Here is a 21,409-nt window from a genome sequence, read left to right on the forward strand (position 1 = left end):
CCCTCCCAATGATTTGTTAAGACATAACTATCCTTTTCAAAGGAGACTCGTCAATAAAACAAGGGAGATATCTGCCATTGTAAGTTTTTTTCACAAAAACCGTGAACATTTTTCACTAATTTTGTGAATTTTTAACAATTTGACTTACGCAGTACTTACGCATAACATATGAATATGGCGTTAACTAAAAAACAGAATCAAGTTTATTTATATATTAAAGAGTATTTTGATAAAGAGGGCTATGCCCCAACTCAGAAAGAAATCAAAGAACACTTTGGGCTTAAGTCCTTTGGTTCAGTCAATAAGTACATGCACTATCTTCAAGAAGCAGGAAAAATCGAAATCGATTGGAATGCGAGACGTGGAATAAAATTACTTGAAGAAATCACTGCCCCACCGGCCATGGTAACAACACATCAGGCACAATTTAGTGAGGTCCCACTGCTTGGTGATGTCGCCGCCGGAAATCCCATTGAGGCCATTGAAAACCCATCAGAGCACACAATGGTTCCAAATCACATGGTGGCCAAACCAGGCCGATACTTTGCTTTAAATGTACAGGGTGATTCAATGATTAATGACGGTATATTTGAAGGAGATATTCTTGTTTGCCGAGCACAAGAAAATGCAAACCAAGGTCAAACCGTTATTGCTGTTGTGGATAATGAGGCCACTGTAAAGAACTTCTACAAGAAAAAGAATTCTATTGAATTACACCCGGCCAATGATCGACTCTCACCTTTTATTATTACGGGGCAAAATGATTTTCGTATAGCTGGTATCGTCGTAGGCCTTCTAAGAAGTTATGAATAACAAGAACTTCATTTCTCATATAATTAACAATCTTAATATTAGATTGGATTCTCCCCTTCTTTATAAAGATGACAAGGTCCAATTAACATACCAAGAATTATTAGAAGCAATCAGTAAAAGGCCTAACTTAGATCAGCTAGACCAATTAAAGCAAAGTGATAAATCTTATACATTCTTAAAATGGACGGAAAATAATAAAGAGTTTATTTGTCGCTATTTTCAATTAATAAACTTTGGCATTATTCCCATCCTTGTTGATGAAAGAAGATTACAAAACTCTCCTGGTGACTATGACATAAAAGATGTCTTTGAATCATTTCAAAAAAATCAAATTCATATAATTGAAAGATATGAAGATTGTGCAACAATACTCTACACTTCAGGAACAACAGGTACACCAAAGGGTGTACGTATCTCACTTAAAAATTTAATCTCTAGTGCAAAAGCAACTATTGAGCATTATCAAATTACATCAGAAGATAACTGGGCACTCTCACTTCCCCTATATCACATAGGTGGACTTATGATCTTATGGCGATGCCTGATGGCAGGCGCTAGCACGACTCTAGCACGCCCTGATAATGTGCAAGAAACAATCATTAATAGTAAGAAAGTTACAATGGCCTCACTTGTACAATTGCAACTTGAACGAATTGTTAATATTGCGAGCATGGATGATTTTAAAAAGCTTAAGGGAGTCGTTCTTGGGGGATCAAAAGTAGATCCAACGTTAATGAAAAAGGCAATCTCAAAGAACTTAAAGCTTTCAAATTCATATGGAGCAACAGAGAGTTGTGCTCAATTCTTAGCAACACCATTTACCACTGATCTGCAAACGCTTATGAGTGTTGGAAGTCCAATGAATGGCCATGTCTTTATCGAAAATGATCACCTCATTTTAGAAGGTGACAGTATTGCGCTAGGTTACCTTAATGGAGAAAACTTTAATTCAAGACTAATGACCAATGACAAGGCCACTTATGATGCCAATAATAATATTTCAATTATAGGAAGAAGTGATAACACTTTTCAAAAAGCAGCTGAAAATATAAACCCAGAAAATATTGAAGCAAAAATAAACGTAGGCTTAGAAACAAATTGTTATGTCGTCCCTATTGATAATAATCGTTATGAAAACCTTATCAGTTTAATTTTTGATAAGAGAGAAACTCTTAAGAAAGTAAATAAAATTATTAATGACTCCCTAATTCCATTTGAAAGGCCACATCTCATTTATCAATGTGATGATATAAGCTCTTACCAGAAAGGAATTAAAATTAGTCGCAAGCAGATTGCGTCAACATTAAATGAGCTACACGATGGCTTCAGTGAGAAGCTCTATTTAAACGCTTGTGGTAGGCCTAGTGGCGATATTCTTATCGTCTCTCATGGATTTATGGGAGAGGCCCTAGAGTTTGAAAACTTGATTCAAGAACTTAAAGAAAAGTATTTAATTATCTTTATCGATCTTCCAGGCCATGGGAGCAATTGCAAATTAGAAAGCTTAGAAGAGTTTAAAAATGAGATGATTAATTTCATAAAAAATGCCAGCAATAAGGATCGTAAAATAAATTTCCTAACTTATTCAATGTCGGCCCGTATATTCCAGGAAATTCTTTTAGATAAACGACTTTCTAAGATCCAAAATATTGATAATTTTATTAATGAGTCTGGATCACCAGGCTTCTTAACAGATGAGGACTCACGAAAAAAACGCATGGCCCATGATGGCCGAATCTTTGATAAATATAATTCAAATCAAGATGCAAGAGAGTTTTACAAAAACTGGTACGAGCAGAGTGTTTTTACAAAAGTAAATGAACATAGTGAATATCAAAACATGATTGAAACGAAGTCTGCACAACTTCCTTCTATGATCACTTATTGGCAAAAAGCTGCTACGACTTTATCTGTAGCAAACCAAGAAAACCTTTTGGACATTACAAAACTGCCTAAAGGAATGAAGTATCACTATATACACGGCAGACTTGATACAAAATATTCTCAATACGCCCAGCAACTCAAGGCCCATGGTGCATTCACCTATGAAATAGCAGATGCTTCACACAACACTCACCTCATGTCCCCACAAGATTACTTAAAAGTTCTTCATAAAATACTGAAATAATGCTTATTTTTGTGTCAGAAGAGATTAACTTCTTACAACTTCTTACTATAAGCTCTCGAAATTTGCAGGAGTGTGACTGAGGTCATAGACTTTTTGTTCACAAACAAAGGGAGATCGTAGTGAAAAAGTTAATACTTGTGACATTATTGCCACTTACCGTCTTTGCAATGGACAAGTCTATATGTGGAATGGATGAACGTGTACCATCAAGTGACCCTAAGGTTGGGCGTTCACTAGAAAATAAAAGAGATAAAGCTGGTTGTACTGTAACTCTAATTTCAAACTCATGTGTAATTTCAGTCGGACACTGTGCTGCAACTCTAAACTACCTAGAGTTCAATACACCTACTTCAACAAGAAGAGGTATCAGACACCCAGGTCCAAAAGATATCTATCGCGCAGATAGAACAACACTTAAATATAAGAGCAATGGACAAGGTGATGATTGGGCAGTTGTAAAAGCACTACCAAATGAGCACACTGGACTTCTACCAGGTCAAGCACAAGGTTATTACCCAATCGCTAAAGAAGTTCCACCAATTGGAACAATGCTTTCAATTACAGGATATGGAAGTGACCGTGGTGAATATGAAAGACACTTCGCTCAACAAAATAATTTTGGACCGCTAAAAACTGTTGGTGGATCAATTTGGAATGGTGGACACAGACCTGCCCTTCTAGAGCATAGAGTTGATACAATGGGTGGTAACTCTGGTTCAAGTATTATCAATCTTGAAACTGGTGAAATCATTGGTGTTCACTCTCATGGTGGATGTTACACAAGTGATGATAGCAAGAATGCAGGAACAGTTCTTCAACTTCACCCAGAATTCAAAGCAGCAGTTGAAAGCTGTCTAGCATCTGAATAATATCAAATAAATAAAATTTAAATCTATAGAAAGCCTCCAGTTTGGAGGCTTTTTTTGTCTATAAAAGATTCAAAAATATAGATTCTGCCCTCGCCGTGCGTTATTTTAAATCATTCAAATATTAATTAAATGCGGGGAAGACTTTGAAAACATTATTCATCTTACTATTTGTATTACCTATAACGACATTAGCAAATAATAAGTCCATTTGTGGATTTGACGATCGTGTACCATCAAAAAACCCAAAAGTAGCTCGTGCATTAAAGTCGCTAACGTCCAGAAATGGCTGTACTGTAACGATGATCTCTAACTCGTGCGCTATCTCTGTTGGCCACTGTAAAAAAGACCTCAAGATTATTGAATTCAACACACCAGAGTCAACTAAAGAAGGTATTCAGCATCCTTCTCCAATGGATATATACTACGTTAATCAAGAAAGCTTAGTTTATAAGAATAATGGACCAGGAGATGACTGGGCAGTTATGAAAGTTGAAAATAACGAATTCACGAACTATGCCCCTGGAGAAGTACAAGGCCATTACAAAGTAGCAAGTGAGATGCCTGAACCAGGTGCTTTTATAAAGATCACAGGCTATGGATACGACGATGAGTTTGAGAAAAACTTTGCTCAACAAACTAATATTGGAGAATTAAAATCATATGGTGCACAGGAGCGCTATAGAAACCTGCCAGGCCTAATTTCACATAAAGTTGATACGATGGGTGGAAACTCTGGCTCAAGTATTGTTGAAGCAAAGAATAATCAAGTCATTGGAGTTCACTCACACGGCGGATGTAATATGAGTCACTACTCGAATACAATGAATAAGGGTACAAGTATCATTCTAAATGAAGAGTTTAATAAGGCCGTTAAAGAGTGTCTTGATTCAGAAAAAGAAGAAGATTAGAAATAAAAAAGCCTCTCTTTCGAGAGGCCTTTAAATTATGATTTCTTTTTCTTCTTACCTTTCTTTTTCTTCTTACCTTTCTTCTTACGATTTTTTGCAATAAAGACACCTGCTCCAACCATAAGGGCCAAGATAATATATAAAGTCATATCATCGCCACCAGAGCCTTTACCTTGCTTGCGTTGTCCGCCAACTCCAATATCCTGAAGACCTGTTTCACTATCCAGGAAGTCACCTGATGCTCCTGGTACAGCTTCACCTTTATTTCCTGCAAGTTTTAATCCGTCAGCATTACTCTTAATACGTGAGAACACCTGCATCGTTTCAATAATTTTATCAAAAATTGGCTTATAAGTTTGGTAGTGTTCTTTTGCTACAGAGAATGTTACCGCAACACCAAGCTCTCCCTTAACTGTTGCCATATAACGAGTATAGAAGCCTGGAACCTCACTTGATAAGTGAAGAGAATCAACCCATGTGTGACCTTGGCCTTGAATCTTTTTCATTCTTGTATATGAAGGCTCAGAGATCTGACTCTTACCACCAGGTAGTTTAAAAGTTTTTGCTTGTTCCAAGTAAGCCTTGTATTGAATAAGATCATCTTGCTTACCACGATGTTTGGCAGCAAAAATAATAATGGCCTCTTTCTTTCTTCGATCATTTGTCGACTGACAAACATATTCACTTCCTTCAATTGCACATTCCCAACCATTAGGTAGCTCAAATTCCAAGAAATTAGATGTATAAGGTTTGGCAACGATACTTGAAGCGGCCAATAAGTAGAAAGCAATCAGAATATGCTTTATCATCAATAAATCCTTTTTGTGTTTATATTCAATATTTTATCTTAACTTAAAATTATATCAAAGGTTAAATATTTCCTAATATCAACTACTTAATTCTGGCCGCAAAGCCTTTTTGAATTGGCATCTTTCTATAACGAGTAACAATCTTCACAATTGAAGAGGCACTTGCAACTTCATACACCATTCCCTTTGCCACTAAAATATTTCCACCAAAGTAGTCAGTTTTATAAATATCCACAATATTACCTTTTTGAATATCATCTAGGCTTCCGTGATCAATCTTAATAAAGACACCTCGTGGAGAAACTTTAATAACATTTGCTTCAATGGTGTATTCTTTAAAGCTTTCTTCAAATTTTTGTTGAGCGCTAACCCCACCAGTTGTCCATTGAACACCTAGTGAAGCATAGATATCCTTATCTGTAGAAGTCGCAAGTACAGTTGAGCCGACTTTTCCATATATTAAATATTTATTTTTAATGATGGTTTGAGCGGTAGCATCAAGGGCCAAGAATTGACGATTAATAGAATTCCATCTTGATGTATAGCCACTTGATACAGCTGGCTTTGTCTGTGGTGAATCTGTATACTCATCTCCACCTAAACTATAGACTCCATTTGCTGATAGCCAAAATGCCCAATCGACATAGTGCTTAACCCATCTCGCTTCAAATGGGATTTCTGAAGAAATAGGGGCCCCAGGGATTCGATAACCAATTTTAAAATCATATGAGGTCCATTTAGTAGAATCAAATTTTGCAAGGAAATTAAACTCAATATCGTTTCCGCCATCTCCGAGAATAACTTCATCACTAGGAGCTGCATTTGCATAGGTATCAACAGAGTAGGGCCTAAATCGATACAAAGCGCTTATTGCAAAGTCGCGACCTCTCTTCTTACCAAGCCCGTAAATAACACCAGCATAAAATGATTCAAGACCTGCATTAGTAATCGTCTCTACAGAGTCTCCACTACTAACGTAGCGGGCCTTTAACCCGGCCAAGAGTTGAAAGTTATCCATGATTGCATATTGATAATTAATATTGGCATCAAATAGAAAGTAGCTTACTTCATCATTATAGATTACTTCATTTCCATCAACATCATGCTGAGAAAGAGTCGATGAGAGATCAAACGAAAGATCAACCCAAGAAGCACCTTTAGATAAGAGCTTTGCTTCAGATCGATAGATTCGATCATTGGCATAGGAATTATTTTTAGCAAATAATGATAGTATAACTACTAAAGAAAAAACGAATAACTTAATGATTTCCATACGTTTAATAGAATAACGTACATTTTTATTCTTTTATAGAAGTAGTATTCTTTTACCTAGCTAACCAACTTATACTGTAAGTAACCGAGTTTTTTTATACGAATAGAGGTATACCATTTGTGATTCTTGGCCCAAGACTTAAAGCTGATATCTTGCTTTTTAGCTAATGAGGCCAAAGAATGAAGGCCAACACTATTTGATGGATCCTGTTCACTGAAGTCTTGTGAAATCGTATTCTCAAAGATTAGCTCAATTGATTCATCAATAGATGTGATAAATACTTTTAAATCCTTCTTATTCGACCAGAGAAAGATATTTTTTACGATATTTTTTATCATTCGTTCAAAAAGGGCGATATCAAGATCAAGAGTGCTATCACTTAAGTCCTTATCGAGCTTAATTGAGAATTCTAAGTTATAAAGTTTAAATTGCTCAGAAATATACGTTGTAAGTTGTTCAACCGTTAACGTTTTTGCTTTGGCCGTAAGCTTATCAAATTGCGAGGCTATTTGATTTTCCAGGGCCTGAATCTCTTGGTAAATCAGGGCCAAGGATTCTTTGCCCATTCCATCAACATCATTCTCTCTTGCTTCGAGAAATAATTTAAGGCCATGAGTGTGATTGAGAAGATCATGTAAGAAGTGAATGGCTTCATTTTCTGGTATTTTCTTCGACATATAAAAGGCCTCTCTTCATATTTTACAAAGTAGGAGAGGCCTTGTATTGAAAGATTTAGATTAAACCATCAAAGGCGGCATTACTGCCAAGGGCCTCTTCAATTCTTAATAATTGATTGTATTTTGCAAGACGGTCACTTCTTGAAGCTGATCCAGTCTTGATTAACCCACTTGAAGTTGCAACAGCAAGATCTGCAATAAATGCATCACTTGTTTCACCAGAGCGATGTGAAATAATCGCTTGGAAATTATTATCAAAAGCAAGCTTTAGTGTTTCAAATGTCTCAGTAAGAGAACCAATTTGGTTGATCTTAACTAAGATTGAGTTGGCCTGTTTCTTCTCAATTCCTTCAGCAAGAATTTTCTTATTTGTTACAAATAAGTCATCCCCTACTAGAAGAATCTTTTCACCAAGCTTTTCAGTCAGACTTACCCAACCATCATAATCAGCTTCATCAAGGCCATCTTCAATTGAATATATCGGATACTTTGAGACTAAATTTGAGTAATAATCAACCATATCAGAGCTTGATAACTCTTTTCCTTGCATTTTATACTTACCATCTTTGTAGAACTCACTAGCGGCCGAATCAAGGCTGATACTAATGTCCTTACCTGGTGTATAACCGGCCTTCTCAATGGCCACTAGAATAAGGTCTAGCGCCTCTTCGTGTGAAGAAAGGCTTGGTGCAAATCCACCTTCGTCACCAACATTTGTTGAATAATTTTTCTCAGTTAATACTTTCTTTAGCGAATGAAATGTTTCAACACCAGCTCTTAAGTTTTCACTAAATGACTTATCCATATGAGGAACGATCATAAACTCTTGAATATCGAGATTATTTGAAGCGTGTTCACCACCATTGATAATATTCATTAGAGGTGCTGGAAGACGTGTTTTATTACTTGCAGTTGGTACCTTAAGGTCTTCTCTTAAGTATTGCCAAAGAGGTTTACCTAATTCGAGAGCACCAGCGCGTGCAACACACATTGAAACCGCTAAGATTGCATTGGCCCCAAGTTTTTCCTTATTCTCTGTACCATCAATTTCAAGCATAAGCGCATCAATTGCCTTCAAATCAAATACATTCATCCCAATCAACTTTGGTGCAATATATTCAGTAATATTTGAAAGGGCCTTCTTAACAGACTTTCCAAGATAATAAGACTTGTCACCATCTCTAAGCTCAAGTGCTTCTTTTGAACCAGTTGATGCTCCAGAAGGAACAGCGGCACGGGCCATAAACCCATTTTCAGTCACAAGATCAACTTCAACAGTTGGATTACCTCTTGAGTCCAGAATTTGACGGGGAGTAATTGATTTAATTTTTGCGATTTTTTCAGACATATCCAAATCCTTAGTTTTATCTAAATATCATTATCTTTATACAAAGCTGGCCGATATTGTATCGTTAAAATTCAAGGATCGTCACTTTTTTAACCTAAAAAAACGGAAATCCTTTAAGGTTTTCTTTTTTGACAATGCGCCATTGTTCTTTAGTTGCAGCTTTTGAAGTATCTCGAAAATAAAAGTAGTCTCTGATTTCCTGTGTTTCATCAAGCTTATTAACAAGGCAAGAGGCCATATGCTTGGCCACATGAGCACAAGGAGAAATGGAAGTAGTCCCTAAGACTTTTTCAAAAACCTCACTTACAAATGGATAATGTGTACAACCTAAAATAATGTAATCAAAACTGTCCTTAGTAGATTTTGTAAAAACAGAACTCTTAATCTCTTCTTCAATTTTATGTGTATCGAGGCGTCCTGAATCAAAAGCTTCTTCAATTAGCTTCGCAAGCATCTTTGATGTTCGGTACTCAAGAGTATGATTCGCATCGTATTTTTGCTGAAGGTACTTAAAGCGATTTGAGTCGGCCGTTAACTGAGTTGTTAAACATACTCCCCTTTTACTAATAAGTTCAGGCCTTAAATTTATGACGTTGATAAATGGCTCAATTCCAAAAAAGCGAATTTGAGGAAAGTTACTTCTTAATTCATCAATTGCCATTGCTGTAGCAGAGTTACATGCGATTAGAATGGTATCAATATCAATACTTAGAAATTCATTAACAATAGCTTCACAATAAGAATAAACCTCTTGTTTAGTCTTATTTCCATAAGGTGCATTTAGACGATCTGCAAGATAGTAAATATCATAACGATCCATGTAATGGGCCACTTCCTTAAGGACACTTAATCCGCCAATTCCTGAATCAAAAATTCCAATCTTCAAATACTTACACCTTGAAAAATTAAACTAGACATCCTGCCAAAAAAGATTATTTTACCTCTATGGCATTATTTAAAATATTAAAGAACTTTATGACGTTAAGTCAAAGAAAGCGATTAGAAAAAGAATCCACGAAGGAGATTCTTTTGGAAAATATTAATGATCTTCTAAATAAGAAGAATGAAGATCATATTAATAATTTAAGGATCTGCCTGGCCCATAATACATTTGAAAAAGTGGCCATAAAAGATTTGCGAAAAAACCTACATGATACATACCTAAGTTTCGACTACAACCTAGAGTCAGGAAAACAAGCTGGTCACATTATTCATCTCGATCAGGATTCAACTTTGCACCTTGTTAAAGATGGCTATATTGAATACCAAAAAGAGATGGCCGAATTTGATATTGCACAAATCGAAGATAAGACCACAAAGTTCATTATTGATAATGCCATTAAAGAACTGACAAAAATAACTCCACAAGCAACCTTTAACAACGAAGACAAATCACTTGAATGGCTTAAAGTTACTCTTCTAACGTTAAAGAAGTCTCTTGATAAAATCGATCATCAAACAACGATACAAAGCTACAAGATATACTTTGGTGAATGGGAAGAAAATCCTATTCTACGCTTCATGATTTATAATCTTGATATTAAGTTGGCCTTTTCTCAGAATGAGCTTCTTCTAGAAGTTAGAAATAAAGAAAACCGTCAAGACTTTGATGAGAATGCAAAGCTATACCAAGCTTCATTTAAACAACTTCACAATGAAGTATTAAATGAAATAATAAATGTATTTATTAAATTAAAAGAAGTGAGAAATCGACCGCAGTAAGAGACTGCGGCCTATATATTTTTATTTTCTAATTACTTTCTTATCAAGTTTATCGACGAATGCTACCGCTGAAGTATTAGAGATTGCAGTGTATTGATACGAATCTAAAATTTCAGACTGAACATCTTTTTTAAGCACATATATATTTTGTAGCTTTTTCTTATCTGTATTTGACTTAGCAAGGCCCTCAAGTTGTTTATTAATTGCCTTAAGCTCACCAATATATGTATTAATTTGAATCTCTTCACCAAGACCTAGCATTTTATTCTTGGCCTCTTTAAAGATAGAAACTAATCCCTTATCTTTCTTTTGAGTATTATTAAGTGTTGCTACAACTTCATAACTTGCACGACAATTAGTGATTCGCCCAGAAAGTTTCGGACATTCAAATTTTAACTTTTTAATTTCATACTTAACAGTTGTCTGATCTTTAAATCCGATTCTAGACATTAAACGATTAAGGTTTGAAGTAATATCATTTTTAAGAACCTTAGCTGCTTGCTTACTCTCCAATGTTAATCCACCATGAGAAAGCTTTGCCATTGTAGTGGCCTTATTTGAATTGATTTTTACTATTTTTTCTTTCGAAATATCGAGATTAATTAGACTTGTCTTCGTTGTGAAAATCGACTCATCAACTGCCACTTCAACACTCTCAACTTGCTTCTTCTTATCTTTAATCTCAACTTCTAACGATGGCCTTTCAATTCGAGTAAATGCAAGCTCTTTAAACTCACCATTACCGTGATTTTTCATCGTAAAAATTTGCTTTGATTTTAATCTAACTGAGATAGAGCTAATATCGTCTTTAATATTTGCATCTGTGGCAAATGTTAACCCTGCATAAGTGACTAGGGCCAACTTCAGAATGTTTCTACTGAAAGCACTTAATTTCATTTATTTCTATCCTCTCGTCCTAATGTGTGTGTTCTTTTTCCATATTCATTCTATCAATTCAAAAGACTATTTTCTTGCTCGTTGAAAATATGAAAGGCCATGTTAAAAAATTTGTCACTAAAATTTAGTCAAAGATTACAGACACTTGCAGGAATCTGCGTAGTACAAAATAATTGCTTTTTATTTTATTGTAATTACAATTAATTATATGAAGATTGATGTAGATATTGACAAGTTTTCAGGGGGTTATAAGCTTACTTTCCCTCTTAGTGAATTCAACGACTTAACAGACTCTAAGATGGCCATTGCCATTATTAAAGTCTTCAGTGCCGATATGGAGCTTGAGCCAGAGCTCAGTCCTGATGACATTGATGACATAATTGATAAGACCAAAGAGCTAGAGCAAGAGCGCTTTATCGTGGAAATCTACGAAGACGGTATTGAAGTCGATATTTAGATAATTCCTAAGCAGCTTTCTTCTTAACAAGTGGTCTTGCCCAGTCTGGAGCAAGAAAATTCTGTTTTGGAAAAGGTAGTTTGTGAACCACAATATCTTCAAAGAATGTAGGAACATAATTACAAGGAACCATTTCACCGATATACTTTCCAGTCTCAGGATCCTTACCTGTTTGAACCCATCTAAAAATATCGCGAGTTATATAATTCCCATTATTATCAACACCAAGTACTTCTGAGATATGTGATGTACGTCTACCACCATCATGATAGCGACTACATTGAACAATGATTTGCAGTGCACTTCCAACCATTTTACGAATCGCATCCGGTGGTATTTTAGTCTCACCCATAAGGCAAAGAGTTTCTAAACGAGTACAAGCATCCACAGGATTATTTGCGTGAACTGTCCCCATTGAACCATCGTGACCAGTATTCATAACCTGCACAAGATCAAGCGCTTCATCCCCACGAACCTCTCCTACAATAATACGATCAGGACGTAGTCTCATGGCCGAGATAACAAGATCTCTAATAGTAATTTCACCTAGACCTTTTAATTCATCGGCCTTACGTGTTTCAAAATTTACAACGTGCTCAGCATCCACTTGTAGCTCGGCCGCATCTTCAATAATTATTAATCTTTGAGTTTTAGGAATACGCCCACCAAGAACGTTAAGCATAGTGGTCTTACCAGAACCAGTACCACCTGATACCAAAATATTCTTACCTAAATAAACACAAATATCTAAGAACCTTGCGGCAACATCTGACATCGAACCAAACTCAATGAGATCCTTTAAAGTTAAGCTATCTTTTGAAAACTTACGAATGGCAACAGTGGTACCATTCTTTGCCATTGGAGGAAGGACAACGTGGATACGAGAGCCATCTGGTAATCTTGCATCCAGACGTGGATTATCTTCATCAATTGTACGATTTACAGATTGAGCAATGGCACGCATTGCTGAAATCAATGTACCCTCATCTTCAAATTCATTAGGAACTTTAAAAACTAATCCTTTCTTTTCGACAAAGATTTCATGTGGCCCATTAATCATGACCTCAGAAACACCTTCATCTTCTAAAAGATCCCCAATAGGTGAAAGTAAATTTTTAATTGCATCCGTAAATACAGAAGACATAATCCCTCACATGCTAATTATTCCTAAGCTTAAGTAAAATTCCTACTCTTCCTTAGGTTGCCATACTCTAACGTTATCACGTCGAGTAGAAGCTAAATCCCTCTTTTTCTTCTTTTGATCCTTCGGGTGATCAATAACTGTAAAGCTTCCGCTAATCTCTCCTGATGGGCAATAGAACTTAAAGCGCCCTGGAGAATCGAGAAAGATCGTGGCCTCACGAACTTCTCCCTTTTTGGCCTCGACATAAACATCATGCTCTTTCATAATAAAACAGCTTGGACGATCAGTAGCGGCCGTTACAAATAAGCTAACTCTTTCCCCTACAAATGCAGTGATATTTTCAGGATAGAAACCCTTCTCACTTGCTATTACAGAAATGCTTCTTCTTGGAACATCAAAGGATGTTTTTTTGAAATAGTCTTCTTCAATTCCAAAAGAATCAATTGATAAGAAGAGCGCAAATAGAGTCATAACGAAGCTTTTCATAACTGTTTTATCGGCATTTTATGCCCCATACTTTAGCTTCTTGCTCAAATTTGGCCCAAAAAAAGATCAGACATATTATCGTAATTCCAGCTAGTTATATTTATTAATAAATCTTAAAGTTTTTTAACTAAGAATTATTGATAGTTAGATCTAAGATGAGTCTAGACAACTAATAGAGCTTAACGCCCAATAATCAATGAGGATATCAACATGAAGGCCCTAATTATTGATGACCGCAAAAGAATATCAGAATCTTTAAAACTACTTATTTCACAAAGTGGCTACTTCTCTAATGTATCGACAGTAACTAATGGGATTGATGCCTGTGAGGAAATTAAAAAGGATCGCTATGATCTGATTGTTCTAGACTTAAACCTACCTGAGATGGGAGGAAAAGAAGTCTTACAATATATTGAAAGACTTTATCATCTAGAAGAAAGAAATAAGGAGAACTACCCTCATATTATGCTTATTTCTGGGGACCTCGATTTAGGCAAAATTGATAATGCATCTCAGATAAATGTGGAGCAGGTTCTAACAAAGCCATTTAGCGCAAAAGACTTTAATCATAAGCTATATGCAATTCTTGAAAATCTCAATGGTGAGATTATTGCGGCTTAGTCTTTATATTAAATAGAATTTTTAGGAAGCTTTTCTTTAAAAGATAAGACAATATTACCATCATCCATCTTCATATCGACACTAGTAGTATCGAGGCTCGACTTAATAGGAATACTTTGTGAGAAGTTAAATTTTGAAAATGAGTTCTTCGACTTAGAGACTTTCATCCCACTTAGAACAACCATTCCCTCTTTTACATCGATATTAACTTCATCGTCCTTATTTACCTTAACAACAAGGGTTTTTGAGTCTTTCCAAAAATATTCTATTGCTTGAACATTCGTATTAAAGCGATCGGGAAGGCCTTGGATTTGCCCCATCTTCTGCATTCTTTGAAACATCTTTTGAATTTCACTGTCAAAACTATCAGTTGCCTGCATCTGCTTCATCATTTCTTCTCTCATTCGATTCAATTGTTCCATCACAGGATCATTTGATTGTGAGAATGCAAGAAAATTGAATGTTAACAATGTAAACAAAAACAATGATTTCATAACAGAATTCTATCATAATTCTAGATAGTTAGGCAATATTCGACAAAAAATTATACCAGCAAAATGACGCACCAGACAACAAAGAAACCAACAAAAACTTACATTTAGTTACTTTGGGCAAAAACCCTTAGACATACCGTGAACTTTTTAGAAAAATCAAACCTACGCTAAAACAAATTGTATTAGTCAAGTTAATAAAGCAAATCAGACAACATACTTTCAGGGAGGACTGAATTGAAAAAAGGAATTTTAGCTCTATTGATCACTTGTGTGGCTTCTTTTTCATACGCATGTGATGAGCACGGAAAAACTGGAATCGTAGAAGACAACAACCTATGGATTCCATCAAATGTTAAAGGTATCAACACAATTACAGAAGGTGAGTTCAACTCAATCATCGATAAAATTGAAGCTATCTATGCTCCTATTATTGAAGCAAAAGGTAAAACTCTTGAAATCGAAAGAAAGTGGGAAGACGGAACTGTTAATGCTTACGCACAACAAGTAGGAAACACTTGGAAAGTAAGTATGTTTGGTGGTCTTGCAAGACACGAAACAATTACAGGTGACGGATTCGCAACAGTTGTATGTCACGAACTTGGTCACCACCTAGGTGGAGCACCAAAGAAATCAAGCTGGTGGGGATCATCTTGGGCATCAAACGAAGGTCAAGCTGATTACTTCGCAACTTCTAAGTGTCTAAGAAAGTACATGGAAAACGACAACAACATCAAAATGATGAACGAAGTTGAAGTTCCAGCAATCGCTAAAGAGTCTTGTGCAAAGAACTTTGTTAACGAGAACGAATATGCAATGTGTTTAAGAGGTTCAATGGCAGGTATGTCACTAGCTAACCTTTTTAGAGCTCTAAGAAACCTAACAACTGATCTTAAGTTTGATACTCCAGATTCAAATGTTGTTTCTAGAACTAACCACAATCACCCAGCACCACAGTGTCGTCTAGATACTTACTACCAAGGTGCTCTTTGTACAATCGATGCTTACACTGATCTTTCAGATTCAGATGTAAACACAGGTGCTTGTAACAGAGATGAGAACTTCACAAATGGTCTAAGACCACTATGTTGGTTCAAGCCAGGTGAGCAAATTGTTGAAGGACAAGCTCAACTTTAATTAAAAAATTAAATTAAAGAAATAAAAAAGGCCCTCAAGATGAGGGCCTTTCTTTTTATTAATTCGGTATCTACCAATTAGTCTTTCTTACGATCTTTCTTCTTACGAGTTTCAAGATCACCATTGAATACCTTAAGTTGATTTACATAATCCTTGTATCCAAATACATCATCGTAAAGAGCTTCAAGTTCTTGAGCTAGTACAACATAAGTTTGCTTAGCTTCTTCATTTAGCTTTCCAGCTGCTGCTGAAGCCTTGTATTCTTTTTGAAGTGCACCGATTAAAGTATTTGCAACTCTAGCATTGTTATCCCAATCAGTATCGATTTGAGCTTCAGTTCTGTTAAGGATCATTGTGATTAATGTCTCAACACGGTCTTCTTTGTACCCATCGCTACCATAGTTAGTCGTTGAGTTTGTAAGAATTGAATTGAAGTAATCTGCTACTGCTCTGTCATAATCAACACTGTCACCAGAAGCACTACGAGAGTTCATAATTCTTCCACCAACTTTAGAAGTTGCTTTACCACTTACACCATTGTTGATGATAAATAGTGGGTCAAGTCCTGTTACACGTACTGGTACACGCTTTGACTCACCTGCTTTTAGCGCAGTCGTCGATGCAGTATAAGTATTTCCATCATTCATCGCTACCGAAATATCAACAGATGCTGAAGTCTCAGAGTTTGATGGGTTCTTAACAGTTACATAAACTGTTGCATCACCAGCTACGACAGAATTAATTTTAGTATCTGCTTTGTACACAGGAGCAACATCTAAGATCTCAATTCTCTTTGAATCAGTACTCTTTAGCTCATATACCTTTTTAATATCACTTCCATCAATACTTACTGTTAAATAAGCTGTATCAAATACTTCAAGATTATTACTTAATTTACCTTGAGCACTTTGTGACTTATGCGTAAAGTTTAGTGAAGCAGGTGCAGTAACGTATTCAGAGCGGGCACTTCCAGCTTCAAAAGATGATGAATTAAGTGATACTTTTACGGCACCAGACTTAAGACCTAAGTTTCTAAGCCCTAAAACAGACTTTAAAGACTCACCTCTTGTAAAGATTCCATTTCCATCACCTGAAAGGTCAAAACCAGTGATCTCAACCATAGGATTATTTGCAAAGTAATCATAATTCTTATTCCAAGAAGTAACGAATAGGTTTTCATATTCTTTAGCAAATGAAGTTGCTGATTGTGCTTTATAAACACCATCATATGCTTCTTGCTTTGCTACATCGCGTGCAACGATTGCACCTACCGCTTTACCAGCATCTTCACCTAGGTTACGTGCCATATTGTGAGTTGATACGAAAGCTTTTCCAAAGTGCTCTTTTGCAAGGTTTCTATAAGATTCAAAGAATGCATCTTCATAAACGGCCTTAAGATCTTGCGCTGACTTACCTTGAACTGTACGGTAGCGAGTTTCGAAAATAGGACGTGATGTATCATCTACTTGCTTATAAACGATATTTCCATTTGCATCTCTTTTTACAACTTTTCTACCAGTTGGCTGACCATTAGCATCTAATTCATCAACTTCAACTGCAACACTTTTCTTGTGGTAACCAATTTTAGCTTGGTAAGCTTCTTTTACATCTTGAATATTTCTGTATGCAATTGCTTCTTGTTCTTCTGAAGCTTTAAACTTATTCCATGCTCTAGTTGTCGACTTCCAACCATAATCTTTGAAGTTATACTCTCCATATGCAGAGAATAGATCCCAAAGAGAGATCGTATGTAGTCCACGATCAAATAGAATTGGTGTTGAAGAACACTTATCTGCTAAATTTGCTTTAATACCAAATTGTCTTGCAACAGCACGTGCTTGGATTCTTTTTCCAATTGCACTTGATGATGAAACCCAACCAGCGTTAATTACATCATTAAAAGATCCACCTTTTCCATCAGCTGCATAACCATCTCCAAAACCTTCAAAACGAGGAACTTTAAGTACATCTGAGTAGTCAGAGCTTGGAGCTGTAATTTGTTGATTTTCACTATCTCTTACATTATCTCTAAAACGAGCAATGATTTCACTCTCAGTTGAGTAACGTGAGTCCTTTGATGCTTTTGCTTTACCGCGTGCAACTGCATTTTCAAGTGTTACACCCTTAAGAGCACGCTGCTCTTCTTTTAGAATCTCAATAGACGGGTTAGACGTCATATTGAATCCTCTATATAGACCTTGTTGGTAACCATCAACACAACCAAGGTGTGTACCTTCACCAGCAGCATATACAGCGGCCATACGTTGAGCAGACTGAACACCACGCTCACACATTTGCGTATGCTCTTTGTCCATATTTGCATCATCGTAAACTTTCTTACACACTGTTTTTGAGATATTACTTAGATTTTCTGGCGTATAAATACCATCAAGAGAAATCCCATCGATTGATGAGTTGTAATAACCAGCTATTACGGCCGGCGCCTGAGTCATTAAGAAAGCAGCCACTAGTAACCTGCTCCTTGTGTTTTGTTGTTTTTGTTTCATTCCTTCTCTCCTTTTAGAAACATAAGTTAGTTCTTCTTGTTGTTTATTTTGTTTCAAATTCAATAACGTCATATTTTAAGTTTAAGTCTTTATCTATAATTCCTTTTTTTACTAATTCATTAAGTGAATTCTTTGCATGCACACTAATTGCTTCATTTGATGAATTCATATCTCTTAGTATCTGCTCTTTTAAATTGTGAGCATTCACATATTGTGGATACTTAAGCCTTCTTTTTTCTACTTCACATACAACATCTGTCATATATGATTCATACAGATTATCTGGTGTCTGTAACCCTTCTGGAGGATATACAATCTGTATTAAATTTCTAATAATTGGAATTTGGTTCCAATTAGAAGAGATAACATTTCCAAAGGCCCAGTTCACAAAGTCAGAACAAACACCCAATTTTGAATATTTCTCTTTCTTATCTACTTTCTTTAAGGCTTTCTCTTTTCTCTTTGTTACCTTCTTTGCTGAACTTGCGTTAACACTCATCCATGCAAAATTCGTTCGATAATCGTTATATGTATCGCAACCACTAGAATCACATCGACGATACCCCTTCTTAATTTCTAAAAATGGAGGCATCTTATCTTCTTCATCTTTTCCCCAGTTAAAACTTAAAGGATAGAATCCCATTGATGTAATTCTTGTATCCCTTTCAATATCTGTAATAATCTCAGCATGTCTAAAGTCCAGCTGACGATCGTTAAATTTTAAAAATTCAACTAATTTAATGGCACCACTTGTTCTTGGGCTAAAGTCTTCAAAGAGGTCAATATCACTTTCAATCGACTTTCTAAGTAGAATATTCCCAGGCCCACCTAGTAGTGAACACACCTGTGTTGCTCGATAATACTTATATTCAACAGACTTAATTCCTAAGTCAGTTTCAATTTTCGTTGGCCTTAATTTGCTATTTACTTTAGCCGCCTCCAAAGAAAATCTATTGAACAGGATATTTACACGATTTAAGAGTACTTTTGTGTTTTTGTTATTTGCCTTTGTAAGTTTTACTAAGTGTTGTAAATCTAACACCTGCTTTGAAATTTCTTCATACTCACCAAGGTCATTGATATCAAAGTCTTCTAGATCATCAGCAATACTATCTGCTAACCTTTTAAATTTTAAATATGGATATGACTCATCTGTATAAATACGATGACGTCTTTCACGTCTAGGTCCAATCGCTCTTTTAATAAATTGCTTCAGATTGTCTTCAAGTTTATAAAGTTCTTCTTCTAAAAGGTCTAAGGCCTCAAAGTAATCACCTAGTAATTCTTCTTTTAGTGCCAAGAACTCTTCTTGTTTCTTATAGACTTTGCCAAGTTTCTTTAGGCCATCTAGGATATCTGCCGGTATTGATATGTTATAACCATCTTCTTTTAAGTATTGAATTAAGGTTTCAACAGAGTTTGCAATTTGTGAAACAAGAAGCTTACGTGAAGAAGGAAGTCTTTTATATCCTTCTAATTCTAAGAATGTGATGATGTACTTGCCAACATATTGAATAAAGTCATCTAATTCTTTATAGGCCAATTCATCTGAATAATTTCCATCATCATCTTTACCAAGCTCTCCTTTTTTAAGAGCTCTCTTATGAAGGTTTTTAATTTTTGAATGGATATTCCAATAAAAATGATAAGCTTCTTGCGTTTCCTCTTCATGTAGGAAACCTTTATTGTGACGGGCCACTTGTCGTAAGCGAGATAAGATCTTAGAAGAAGCTCGCTTTGATTCAAGAATCTCACGCTTTATCGCAGTATTTGCATTTGCGTTTGTACTCATTGATAAAACGAGGATTGTTAATATTAAATAAAATGTGGCCACTAGAGACCTAGAGCTTTGTTTTAAATTTTGCATACGAAAGTAAGTGCAATTCATATGCCACAGACAAAGTCTAAATATTAAGCACTTAATATTTAAAAAGTGTTCACTTTTTAAACATTTCTTCAAAGATTGAACAAAAAAGGCCTCCGTGAAGGAGGCCTCTTATTATTCGTAGTGTTGTTGTTCTGGTTTCCCAGTATTTGAATTATTTGATTAGACCAATCTCTCTAAGCCTCTGATTTAAGAAGTCACCAGCAGTGATATCTTCCCATTTCTTGCCTTCACCTACACAGCTATCAAGGCAAGCAAGTGACGCTTTAGAGTGTGGATGCACGAAGTATGGCATAGAATATCTCTCTTCACCAGAGTTATCTGGGTTAATAACTCTGTGAGTTGTTGCAGGAAGAACATTATTAGTTAATCTTGCCATCATATCCCCAGAGTCAACCACTAATTGACCAGGCTTTGAGTTAACATCTAGCCAAGTTCCATCGCGATCTAGAAGTTGTAAACCAGATGAAGTCGCACCCACAAGCATTGTAATTAAATTAATATCTTCGTGTGCACCCGCTCTGATTGAGTTAGTAGTATCGTGTCCATCAGTTGGTGGATAGTGAATCGTTCTTAAGATTGAATTTCCATCCTTTACCATATCTGCAAAGAAGTTCTCAGGAACGTCTAGACCTTTACCAATGGCCTCTAAAAGAACATTAGCTGTAGCATCCATTGATTCATAAAGATCAAGAAATTTCTCTTTAAAACCAGGAACTTCAGCTGGCCAAATATTTTCAGGGTAAATACCCTTATATTGAGAATCAGCTGCCAATTCGCGTCCAACGTGCCAAAACTCTTTCAGGTCAGGATGTTCGCTATCTTTAGCGTGCTCCATACCAAATGGTGTATAACCGCGCTGTCCACCATTCTCACCTTTGTATTCATTCTTCTTTTCAACAGGTAGAGCGAAGAATTGCTTTACCATTGCATATGCTTCATCAACTTTTTTCTGGTCAACAGTGTGATCATTAAGAATAACGAATCCATATTCTTTAAGTCCAAACATTAAAGTATCGACAAATTGTACTTGCTCTTCAGGGCTTCCCTTAGTGTAAGAAGTAAGACTTAATTCTGGTACTTTTCTTTCATTATTATTGGCATTACTCATAATGACTCTCCGTTTTTAAAGTCGAATTAAATTAGTTGATAAAAATTTATTACAGTGCGCATAAATTAAAGTCAATAATACCTAGAATTAGTTCAAACTTATGTTTGCTGTATTTTTAATGGCTTA

At 35.9% G+C, this 21,409-nt stretch carries 20 protein-coding genes; 8 read left to right on the top strand and 12 right to left on the bottom strand.

Annotated features, from left to right (window positions below):
- Positions 1-174 precede the first annotated feature (174 nt).
- From lexA to DAY19_RS12220, 4 genes are all read left to right on the top strand, one after another.
- Complete coding sequence (gene lexA / locus DAY19_RS12205; RefSeq protein WP_158536897.1) at positions 175-813, top strand: transcriptional repressor LexA; 639 nt, start codon at positions 175-177, stop codon at positions 811-813.
- On the top strand, positions 806-2,941 hold the full coding sequence (locus DAY19_RS12210) for an AMP-binding protein (RefSeq protein WP_115362849.1): 2,136 nt from the start codon (positions 806-808) through the stop codon (positions 2,939-2,941). Before lexA ends, DAY19_RS12210 begins: the two co-directional genes overlap by 8 nt.
- A gap of 119 nt (positions 2,942-3,060) precedes the next feature.
- Positions 3,061-3,810: a trypsin-like serine peptidase gene (locus DAY19_RS12215; RefSeq protein WP_115362851.1), complete on the top strand. Its 750-nt coding sequence runs from the start codon at positions 3,061-3,063 to the stop codon at positions 3,808-3,810.
- Between the two features lie 143 nt (positions 3,811-3,953).
- The gene (locus DAY19_RS12220) at positions 3,954-4,718 is read left to right on the top strand and encodes a trypsin-like serine peptidase (protein WP_115362853.1); all 765 of its coding nucleotides are present in this window, start codon (positions 3,954-3,956) and stop codon (positions 4,716-4,718) included.
- A 35-nt stretch (positions 4,719-4,753) separates the two neighbouring features.
- On the opposite strand, the gene DAY19_RS12225 is transcribed toward DAY19_RS12220, so the two are convergent.
- The 5 genes from DAY19_RS12225 to DAY19_RS12245 all read right to left on the bottom strand — a co-directional run bounded on the left by DAY19_RS12225 (position 4,754) and on the right by DAY19_RS12245 (position 9,711).
- Positions 4,754-5,527, bottom strand: a complete 774-nt coding sequence (locus tag DAY19_RS12225) for a hypothetical protein (protein ID WP_115362855.1) — start codon at positions 5,525-5,527, stop codon at positions 4,754-4,756.
- An 82-nt stretch (positions 5,528-5,609) separates the two neighbouring features.
- Positions 5,610-6,800, bottom strand: coding sequence for a hypothetical protein (locus tag DAY19_RS12230; protein ID WP_115362857.1), 1,191 nt, complete (start codon positions 6,798-6,800; stop codon positions 5,610-5,612).
- Positions 6,801-6,856: 56 nt separating this feature from the next.
- Positions 6,857-7,477, bottom strand: coding sequence for an ATP-binding protein (locus DAY19_RS12235; RefSeq protein WP_115362859.1), 621 nt, complete (start codon positions 7,475-7,477; stop codon positions 6,857-6,859).
- Positions 7,478-7,532: 55 nt separating this feature from the next.
- The gene (gene eno, locus DAY19_RS12240) at positions 7,533-8,813 is read right to left on the bottom strand and encodes a phosphopyruvate hydratase (RefSeq protein ID WP_115363735.1); all 1,281 of its coding nucleotides are present in this window, start codon (positions 8,811-8,813) and stop codon (positions 7,533-7,535) included.
- A gap of 106 nt (positions 8,814-8,919) precedes the next feature.
- The gene (locus DAY19_RS12245; protein ID WP_115362861.1) at positions 8,920-9,711 is read right to left on the bottom strand and encodes a glutamate racemase; all 792 of its coding nucleotides are present in this window, start codon (positions 9,709-9,711) and stop codon (positions 8,920-8,922) included.
- A 143-nt stretch (positions 9,712-9,854) separates the two neighbouring features.
- Between DAY19_RS12245 and DAY19_RS12250 the strand changes: the two genes are divergently transcribed.
- Positions 9,855-10,547, top strand: coding sequence for a hypothetical protein (locus DAY19_RS12250; protein ID WP_115362863.1), 693 nt, complete (start codon positions 9,855-9,857; stop codon positions 10,545-10,547).
- 21 nt (positions 10,548-10,568) lie between these two features.
- Here DAY19_RS12250 and DAY19_RS12255 read toward each other — a convergent pair whose 3' ends face one another.
- A complete protein-coding gene (locus DAY19_RS12255; RefSeq protein WP_115362865.1) occupies positions 10,569-11,444 on the bottom strand; it encodes a hypothetical protein in 876 nt (291 codons plus the stop codon).
- Positions 11,445-11,652: 208 nt separating this feature from the next.
- Between DAY19_RS12255 and DAY19_RS12260 the strand changes: the two genes are divergently transcribed.
- The gene (locus DAY19_RS12260) at positions 11,653-11,901 is read left to right on the top strand and encodes a hypothetical protein (RefSeq protein ID WP_115362867.1); all 249 of its coding nucleotides are present in this window, start codon (positions 11,653-11,655) and stop codon (positions 11,899-11,901) included.
- A 7-nt stretch (positions 11,902-11,908) separates the two neighbouring features.
- On the opposite strand, the gene DAY19_RS12265 is transcribed toward DAY19_RS12260, so the two are convergent.
- Entirely contained in the window at positions 11,909-13,045 is a 1,137-nt protein-coding gene (locus DAY19_RS12265) for a CpaF family protein (protein ID WP_115362869.1), read from the bottom strand.
- A gap of 42 nt (positions 13,046-13,087) precedes the next feature.
- Positions 13,088-13,531, bottom strand: coding sequence for a cupredoxin domain-containing protein (locus DAY19_RS12270; RefSeq protein WP_115362871.1), 444 nt, complete (start codon positions 13,529-13,531; stop codon positions 13,088-13,090).
- 210 nt (positions 13,532-13,741) lie between these two features.
- On the opposite strand from DAY19_RS12270, the gene DAY19_RS12275 reads away from it, so the two are divergent.
- Entirely contained in the window at positions 13,742-14,152 is a 411-nt protein-coding gene (locus DAY19_RS12275; RefSeq protein ID WP_115362873.1) for a response regulator, read from the top strand.
- Between the two features lie 8 nt (positions 14,153-14,160).
- Here DAY19_RS12275 and DAY19_RS12280 read toward each other — a convergent pair whose 3' ends face one another.
- On the bottom strand, positions 14,161-14,646 hold the full coding sequence (locus DAY19_RS12280; protein ID WP_133296964.1) for an Hsp20/alpha crystallin family protein: 486 nt from the start codon (positions 14,644-14,646) through the stop codon (positions 14,161-14,163).
- A gap of 234 nt (positions 14,647-14,880) precedes the next feature.
- On the opposite strand from DAY19_RS12280, the gene DAY19_RS12285 reads away from it, so the two are divergent.
- Positions 14,881-15,780 (top strand): hypothetical protein, encoded by a 900-nt coding sequence (locus tag DAY19_RS12285; protein WP_115362877.1) that lies wholly within the window; start codon positions 14,881-14,883, stop codon positions 15,778-15,780.
- A 77-nt stretch (positions 15,781-15,857) separates the two neighbouring features.
- On the opposite strand, the gene DAY19_RS12290 is transcribed toward DAY19_RS12285, so the two are convergent.
- The 3 genes from DAY19_RS12290 to DAY19_RS12300 form a co-directional block, all read right to left on the bottom strand.
- Entirely contained in the window at positions 15,858-18,287 is a 2,430-nt protein-coding gene (locus DAY19_RS12290) for a COG1470 family protein (protein ID WP_133296965.1), read from the bottom strand.
- A 43-nt stretch (positions 18,288-18,330) separates the two neighbouring features.
- Positions 18,331-20,079 (bottom strand): hypothetical protein, encoded by a 1,749-nt coding sequence (locus DAY19_RS12295; RefSeq protein WP_133296966.1) that lies wholly within the window; start codon positions 20,077-20,079, stop codon positions 18,331-18,333.
- Positions 20,080-20,326: 247 nt separating this feature from the next.
- A complete protein-coding gene (locus tag DAY19_RS12300; protein WP_115362883.1) occupies positions 20,327-21,283 on the bottom strand; it encodes an isopenicillin N synthase family dioxygenase in 957 nt (318 codons plus the stop codon).
- Positions 21,284-21,409 lie beyond the last annotated feature (126 nt).

The organism is Halobacteriovorax vibrionivorans, assembly GCF_003346865.1.
GTDB lineage: Bacteria > Bdellovibrionota > Bacteriovoracia > Bacteriovoracales > Bacteriovoracaceae > Halobacteriovorax_A > Halobacteriovorax_A vibrionivorans.

Coding starts and splice junctions, on each gene's coding strand:
- DAY19_RS12210 (WP_115362849.1), top strand. CDS start 806: ATGAATAACAAGAACTTCATTTCTCATATAATTAACAATCTTAATATT.
- lexA (WP_158536897.1), top strand. CDS start 175: ATGGCGTTAACTAAAAAACAGAATCAAGTTTATTTATATATTAAAGAG.
- DAY19_RS12290 (WP_133296965.1), bottom strand. CDS start 18,287: ATGAAACAAAAACAACAAAACACAAGGAGCAGGTTACTAGTGGCTGCT.
- DAY19_RS12260 (WP_115362867.1), top strand. CDS start 11,653: ATGAAGATTGATGTAGATATTGACAAGTTTTCAGGGGGTTATAAGCTT.
- DAY19_RS12270 (WP_115362871.1), bottom strand. CDS start 13,531: ATGAAAAGCTTCGTTATGACTCTATTTGCGCTCTTCTTATCAATTGAT.
- DAY19_RS12275 (WP_115362873.1), top strand. CDS start 13,742: ATGAAGGCCCTAATTATTGATGACCGCAAAAGAATATCAGAATCTTTA.
- DAY19_RS12280 (WP_133296964.1), bottom strand. CDS start 14,646: ATGAAATCATTGTTTTTGTTTACATTGTTAACATTCAATTTTCTTGCA.
- DAY19_RS12300 (WP_115362883.1), bottom strand. CDS start 21,283: ATGAGTAATGCCAATAATAATGAAAGAAAAGTACCAGAATTAAGTCTT.
- DAY19_RS12255 (WP_115362865.1), bottom strand. CDS start 11,444: ATGAAATTAAGTGCTTTCAGTAGAAACATTCTGAAGTTGGCCCTAGTC.
- DAY19_RS12230 (WP_115362857.1), bottom strand. CDS start 6,800: ATGGAAATCATTAAGTTATTCGTTTTTTCTTTAGTAGTTATACTATCA.
- DAY19_RS12235 (WP_115362859.1), bottom strand. CDS start 7,477: ATGTCGAAGAAAATACCAGAAAATGAAGCCATTCACTTCTTACATGAT.
- DAY19_RS12265 (WP_115362869.1), bottom strand. CDS start 13,045: ATGTCTTCTGTATTTACGGATGCAATTAAAAATTTACTTTCACCTATT.
- DAY19_RS12225 (WP_115362855.1), bottom strand. CDS start 5,527: ATGATAAAGCATATTCTGATTGCTTTCTACTTATTGGCCGCTTCAAGT.
- DAY19_RS12295 (WP_133296966.1), bottom strand. CDS start 20,079: ATGAGTACAAACGCAAATGCAAATACTGCGATAAAGCGTGAGATTCTT.